Origin of the sequence: Psychrobacter sp., assembly GCF_035469765.1 — a bacterium.
Taxonomy (GTDB): domain Bacteria; phylum Pseudomonadota; class Gammaproteobacteria; order Pseudomonadales; family Moraxellaceae; genus Psychrobacter.
Window position 1 is genome coordinate 1 of the sequence record NZ_DATIRM010000069.1, and the last position, 3457, is coordinate 3457.

4 protein-coding genes are annotated in these 3457 nt (G+C 41.7%); all 4 read left to right on the forward strand.

What is annotated here, in order from left to right; translation table 11 throughout:
* Positions 1-131: 131 nt before the first annotated feature.
* Complete coding sequence (gene queC / locus VLN09_RS01965; RefSeq protein ID WP_325243539.1) at positions 132-911, forward strand: 7-cyano-7-deazaguanine synthase QueC; 780 nt, start codon at positions 132-134, stop codon at positions 909-911.
* A 287-nt stretch (positions 912-1198) separates the two neighbouring features.
* Positions 1199-1528: a hypothetical protein gene (locus tag VLN09_RS01970; protein ID WP_325243540.1), complete on the forward strand. Its 330-nt coding sequence runs from the start codon at positions 1199-1201 to the stop codon at positions 1526-1528.
* Positions 1529-1689: 161 nt separating this feature from the next.
* The gene (locus tag VLN09_RS01975; protein ID WP_325243541.1) at positions 1690-2187 is read left to right on the forward strand and encodes a peroxiredoxin; all 498 of its coding nucleotides are present in this window, start codon (positions 1690-1692) and stop codon (positions 2185-2187) included.
* A 53-nt stretch (positions 2188-2240) separates the two neighbouring features.
* Positions 2241-3457: dihydrolipoyl dehydrogenase (locus VLN09_RS01980; RefSeq protein ID WP_325243542.1), on the forward strand; the 1217-nt coding region annotated here is incomplete at its 3' end.

The window sequence follows — 3457 nt, forward strand, 5'->3', positions numbered from 1 at the left end:
CACTTAGATGTCCATCGATTGAATTGAGGACACGCCCTAGTTGCATAATTTTTATTACTGTCTTCAAGGTTCTGTAATGCTGCTGTTTTTGCTAAAATAGGCATTTTCGTAAACCAATAATAGATGCCATTATGACAAATACTGCAAAACCAACGTCCCCTTCCGATCAAGACAACAATACCAACTTAAATGCCCTACATAAAAGCCAAAATGCAGTCGTTCTACTATCAGGTGGGCTTGATTCAGTGACTTGTTTATATTGGGCAAAAGCGCGTTATGCTTCAGTGACTGCGGTTAGTTTTGATTATGGTCAGCGTCATAATAGTGAACTTGTCGCCGCCAAAGCCATCGCTGAGACTGCAGGTGTCAACCATAGAATCATTGATATCGATATCGCCCAGCTTGGTGGCTCATCATTGACCGATCATAGTATGATTGTGCCCGATGGTGATACCGATAAATTCCCCGACAAAAAGTATGATGAGATTGATAACGACGCTATTCCAAATACCTACGTGCCCGCGCGCAATACTATCTTCTTGTCTTATGCCTTAGCAGTTGCTGAAGTCACTGACTCCAACCATATCGTCATTGGCGTCAGCTCAGTCGACTATTCAGGATATCCTGACTGCCGCCCTGAATATATTGCCGCCTTCCAGCATATGGCAAACCTTGCTACCAAAGCAGGTGTTACTGGTCATCATTTATCGATTCAAACGCCGCTGCAACAGTTATCGAAGGCCAAAACTATCGAGCTTGGTTTGTCGCTAGGGGTTGATTATGGGCAAACTATTTCTTGCTATCAAGCAGATGCCAATGGTCTTGCCTGCGGTGTTTGTGACAGCTGTGCACTGCGTCGTCAAGGATTTTCGCAAGCAGGCGTTGCCGATCCTACTCATTATCAATCTTAAGGACACAGGTTAACCTCTTAAGAGATAACCTCTTAAAAAGTGAGCCGGTTAAAATGCAAGTATAATAGTCTTAACCTAAAGATCATTAAACATTGGCGCAACATTCGCTTGCATTAACACAGCACGCTGCCGTTGTATTTTAAACAAAATAATTGTTATGGTATGGGCGACTGTCTCTAGACTAAGAAATGACCGCTCATTAGAGCAGCAACACTTGGTCATTTGTACAAAAACTGAGTTATTTATAAAACATTTAAGTAATCGATGCCACTTGTAAGAGGATATTTATGAAGTTTTTGCCAGTATTGCCCCTAGCCCTCGCTGCTTTATTTGCCATGCCACAAGCAAATGCTATTGATATTAAGCAGGATAATATCAATGCTTGCGTCAACGGCGCGGTCAAATACAAAGTCGCTGACAAGAGCACTGCAACCAAGCTTTGTGATTGCACTATTAATGTCCGTAGCAATATGACCATTGGTCAGATGTGGGAGATTGAGAGCTATGCGCAAAGTAAAAAAGATCCATCAAGCCTCTCGTATGTGAAAAAAATGCAAAAAGACTTGCAGCAATGTACCGTTGGTTTGGACTTAAAGCAGCCGCAAAAACCCGCTTAATCATGAAACCCTTTAATATCTAAAAGACTGGCAATTGCCAGTCTTTTTTGTTGCTTATCCATAAGTGATATGTAAAACCAAGGATTTATTTCTACAAATCTGCCTATAATAGGTTGACCAATAATAATATAACCGTAATGACAATAAATAAGGATTTTACAATGGCAAAGCCAACCACAGAAACTATTACCCTACCTGACTTCCCAGTCACTATAGTGCGCGAGCTAGATGGTCATTTCATTCATGATAATATTAGCCTAAAAGAGTTGGTCGCCAACACCAGTAAAGGGCTTATCCTTTATTTTTATCCAAAAGACAATACGCCTGGTTGTACTACCCAAGCAACAGAATTTACTGCCAATCTGAACGAATTTGATGACTTAGGTTATGACATCATTGGCGTCTCGCGTGATAGCGTAGAGTCACATGAAAAATTTATTAGTAAATACAATCTACAGATCCCACTTGTCAGTGATGCTGATGAAAAACTGTGCCAATATTTTGATGTTATCAAAGAAAAAAACATGTATGGCAACATCACCCTAGGTCTTGTACGTTCAGCGTTTGTTTTTGATAAAAATGGCACGCTCACTCATGCACAGCGTAACCTTAAAGCAAAGGATTACACTGAGCGTTTATTAACCACGCTTGCGCCTTAGTCTTTTAATAGAGCTGATGATAAACCTTAAAATCATTTTTATTTGAGAATACTATGAATAAACAGCCTGATACCGCCTCTGATTCTTCTGCTCCCTTTGATCATAACACTCATCAAAACGTGACTCGCAAAGTATCTATTGCGGTCATTGGTGCTGGGACTGCCGGTCAAAACGCTTTTCGCCAAGCAAAAAAAGCCGTAGAAGATGTGATTATTATTAATGATGGCTTTTGGACAACCACCTGTATTGCAGTGGGTTGCATGCCAAGTAAACTGCTCATTGCGGCCGCTGACCGCGCTCATAATGCCAATCACTCTGGTAAGTTTGGCATACATGCTACTGCTGACATAGACGGCAAACAGGTGATGGAACGGGTTCGCGCTGAGCGTGGTTATTTTGCCAGCTACATCGAAAAACAAGTCGATAGCTGGTCTGAGGATAGCAAAATAGTGGGACGGGCTTATATTAATAAGCACGGCGTGATTGAGGTCAATGATAAGTTGATCAAAGCAGATAAAATAATTGTCGCGACTGGCAGCTCGACTTTTATCCCAGATGGCTGGGCTGACAAGCTTGGCGAGACCATGCTCACCTCAGATACTGTTTTTGAGTTAGCCGACTTACCAAAATCTATGGCTGTCATTGGCGCAGGTTCGATAGGATTAGAGCTTGCTCAAGCTTTCACACGTTTGGGTGTCGAGGTAACAGTATTTAACCGCGCTAAGCGTGTTGCTGGTCTAAAAGATAATGATATTAATAATAAAGCCATTGATTGCTTAAGTCGTGAGCTGACCATGCATTTAGGCAGCAAAATTACTGATGTTGGTCAAAAATCATATGAAAGCATAAATGCAGATAAAGACACACACACAAATACCACTGCTGCCTTTATTGATTATGAAGACAGCGCTGGTAAGCTGCAACAATGGCAAGGTAACTATGTACTGGTCGCGACTGGAAGGCGCAATAATATAGACGAGCTAGGTGTTGAAAACCTAGGCGTTGAGCTTGATGATAAAAATCGCCCAAAAAACCTTGATAAAAAAACTGGTAAAATCGGTGATTTAGACGTTTATATTGTAGGTGATGCCAATGCCAACATTCCTCTGCTTCATGTAGCAAGCGATGAAGGTTTTAGCGCCGGAAGTATGGTCTGCGACAACAAAAAAGACGCTTATATTCGTCCGCCTGCAACGCCATTTTCCATTGTCTTTAGCTCACCGCAAATCGTCAACGTCGGTATGTCTTTACCGGACATTAAACAAGATCC